Below are 2898 nucleotides of genomic sequence, written 5' to 3' on the forward strand. Positions count from 1 at the left end.
CAGCAGTCGGAACGTTTGGCGCAACTAGAGGCGCTTGACCGTTTGCGCGAAACTCTGGGCTATGTCGAGACGCTCAAGCGCGGCTATGCCGTTGTGCGCGGCGACGGGGCGGTGGTAACGACCAAAGGGGCTGCCCAGAAAGCCAAAGCGCTCGAGATTGAATTCGCAGATGGTCGTCTGAACGTGAGCAAGGGCACGCAGGGCAAGCTGCTTTGATGAGGGTCTCAGGACGATAGATCGTTGCAAATCAACGGGTCTTCGCGGTCCGGTACTTCGTAGATGATCGTTGTATTGGGGCGCGTGGTAAAAATGCCGCGCAAGCCGTCGGGTTCATGGTAGATCGCCCAACACTTGTGTTCCGGGTCGCCTTCGTAGCGGAAACAGATGTCGCCTTTGCTTTCGAACCAGACCCCGTATTGGCAGGTGCCATCGAAAGCTGACCACATCACGCGCCGCCCCGGCAGGTAGCGTTCCACGCCATAGGTCGGGTTGGTGGCGGTGCGAAAGGTGATCGTGCGTCCGGTGACATAGGCGTCAAACTCTTCGGCAGTCATTCCCTCTTGGGCTGATGCAGGGGCGGCGAGTATGAGGCAGAGGATCAGACTACGCATTGCGCCACTTTTCCACACGCGGGTCCATGATGCGCCGCCACAGTGGTGGAACCAGCGCGATACTTGCCATTACGGGCAAGGGGCGCGGAAGCATCGGCGCATCGTCAGGGATCGTCAGTTGCAGATAGTCCCGTCCGGGGTGGGTGTGGTGATCCGAGTGCCGGGTCGCATTCAACATCAGTGCCGATGAAAACCGATGCGGGCTGTTCCAACTGTGTTTTACTGCCACAGGCTCTGGCTTTCCGTCGGCACGGTTGGCGCGCAGCAGGCCGTAATGCTGCACATAATCGGACATCAGAAGCTGCGATTGCGCATGAACGCAAAGGGCGATGTAAAAGACCAGAGCTTTCCATCCACCCAAGCCCGCAGCGGCAGCAAGGCACAGGGCCGCACCGCCGACATAGACAAGGTACGGGTTGCGCCACTTGGGGCGATTGATCCGCTGCATTCGTGCAGCCTCTGCCAAATAACCTTGCCGGAAAGACCCGAACCACGCCCGCACCATATAGCGGTAGAGGCTTTCACCCTTGCGCGATGTATTCGGGTCCGCCTTCGTGCCGACTTGCGTGTGATGGACAAGTACATGGGCAGAGGTGTGATGGCCGAAAAGCAGCGTGATATAGGACCACATGCCAAGACGATGCAGCACCGTGTTCCGGCGGTGGATCAACTCGTGCGCATTGGCGTTGCTGACCTGCCCGAACCACAGGCCGGCCGCGAAAAACAAGCCTGCTTTCTCCAGCGGTTCCAGTGTAGGGGTCGCAAGCGCCCAGATTATCAATGGCAACAGCAGGAAATGTATCATAGCGATCACAACCGAAAGCGTCGCGTTTGATCCACCCGATGATGTCGCTGTTTCGCGCCCGATCAGACGGTCCAGCAGGCTGGTCAGCGCGGTGAGATAGATGACTGCCGCCAAGACCCAAAGCCCGCCAGAAACGCTCGCGACCGCAAGCAGTGCCGCTGGCGTGAGTGTCGCAAGGCCGAAATGCAAAAACCGGGGTGTCATGTTTCGGATTGTTAGCATGTGTTTCCTGACCGTGCATGAGAAATTGTATCGCTGCGCGGTTTGGCCCTCTGCGGTGTCGCTTTTGCGTGGTTTGCACCCTTCTTGACAAGTATGTTGGCGGTGATTGACAGGGGTAATCAAGATGGCTTTGGACAACCGCGAAGGTGTTTGGAAATCCGGCAAGGGCAAGGGGCGGCATCACCCCAAGGGCCGGCAGTTGGATGATGCTGCCTGGGCAGAGGTTCAGGCGCTTTTGGGTGATCGCCCGCGCCGCCGTGATCTGCTGATCGAGTTCCTGCATTTGATTCAGGATGCCCATGGCTGCCTTTCGGCTGCGCATATGCGCGCTCTGGCCGAAGAGATGCGGTTGAGTCAGGCTGAGGTCTATGAAGTGGCCACATTTTATGCGCACTTCGACGTCGTCAAGGAAGGGGAGGCGACGCCGCCCGCGCTGACGATCCGTGTCTGCGATTCGTTGTCGTGCGAATTGGCAGGGGCGCAGCAGTTGAAAGCGGCGCTGGAAGATGGCTTGGACGCCTCCGAAGTACGCGTTTTGCGCGCGCCCTGCATGGGGCGTTGCGATACCGCGCCTGTGCTTGAGTTGGGCCACAACCACATCGACAACGCGACCGTCGAAAAGGTTCAGGCCGCAATTGCAGCGGATGATACACATGCGCATGTGCCCGACTACCAAGGCTATGACGCTTATGTGGCCGATGGCGGCTATGCTGAACTGAAGGCCCTGCGCAAAACTGGCGACTGGGAAGCGGTTCAGGAAAAAGTGCTGGCCTCGGGTTTGCGCGGATTGGGTGGGGCCGGTTTTCCATCCGGCAAGAAATGGGGCTTTGTGCGGGGCAATGCAGGCCCGCGCTATCTGGCCGTGAACGGTGACGAGGGCGAGCCCGGCACTTTCAAGGACCGCTACTATCTGGAACGCACGCCGCACCTGTTTCTGGAAGGCATGTTGATCGCCGCCTGGGCGGTCGACGCAGAGACATGCTTTATCTACATGCGTGATGAATACCCTGCGGTGCTTGAGATTCTGGCGCATGAAATCAAAGTTCTGGAAAATACAGGTGTCGTCACTGAAGGCTATATCGACCTGCGGCGCGGTGCCGGTGCCTACATCTGCGGAGAGGAATCCGCGATGATCGAAAGCATCGAGGGCAAGCGTGGCTTGCCACGTCATCGTCCACCTTTCGTCGCACAGGTCGGTATATTTAACCGTCCAACACTGGTGCATAACGTCGAAACGCTGCTTTGGGTCGCGCGGGTCTG

At 58.7% G+C, this 2898-nt stretch carries 4 protein-coding genes; 2 read left to right on the top strand and 2 right to left on the bottom strand.

All coding sequences use genetic code 11. The features are described 5' to 3' along the window. Positions 1-216: exodeoxyribonuclease VII large subunit (locus tag R6T97_RS09795; protein WP_410349112.1), on the top strand; the 216-nt coding region annotated here is incomplete at its 5' end. Between the two features lie 8 nt (positions 217-224). Here the strand turns inward: R6T97_RS09795 and R6T97_RS09800 are convergent. Both R6T97_RS09800 and R6T97_RS09805 read right to left on the bottom strand, forming a co-directional pair. After that, entirely contained in the window at positions 225-611 is a 387-nt protein-coding gene (locus tag R6T97_RS09800; RefSeq protein ID WP_410349113.1) for a hypothetical protein, read from the bottom strand. Further along, positions 604-1638, bottom strand: a complete 1035-nt coding sequence (locus R6T97_RS09805) for an alkane 1-monooxygenase (protein ID WP_410349114.1) — start codon at positions 1636-1638, stop codon at positions 604-606. The genes R6T97_RS09800 and R6T97_RS09805 overlap by 8 nt, the downstream gene beginning before the upstream one ends. A 124-nt stretch (positions 1639-1762) precedes the next feature. Here R6T97_RS09805 and R6T97_RS09810 point away from each other — a divergent pair. After that, the coding region (locus R6T97_RS09810; RefSeq protein ID WP_410349115.1) for an NAD(P)H-dependent oxidoreductase subunit E at positions 1763-2898 on the top strand (1136 nt) is incomplete at its 3' end.

This window comes from Yoonia sp., from assembly GCF_046498525.1.
Lineage (GTDB): Bacteria > Pseudomonadota > Alphaproteobacteria > Rhodobacterales > Rhodobacteraceae > Yoonia.

Bases quoted from the DNA above. Each gene is read 5' to 3' on its own strand.
- R6T97_RS09800 (WP_410349113.1), bottom strand. From the start codon at position 611: ATGCGTAGTCTGATCCTCTGCCTCATACTCGCCGCCCCTGCATCAGCC.
- R6T97_RS09805 (WP_410349114.1), bottom strand. From the start codon at position 1,638: ATGCTAACAATCCGAAACATGACACCCCGGTTTTTGCATTTCGGCCTT.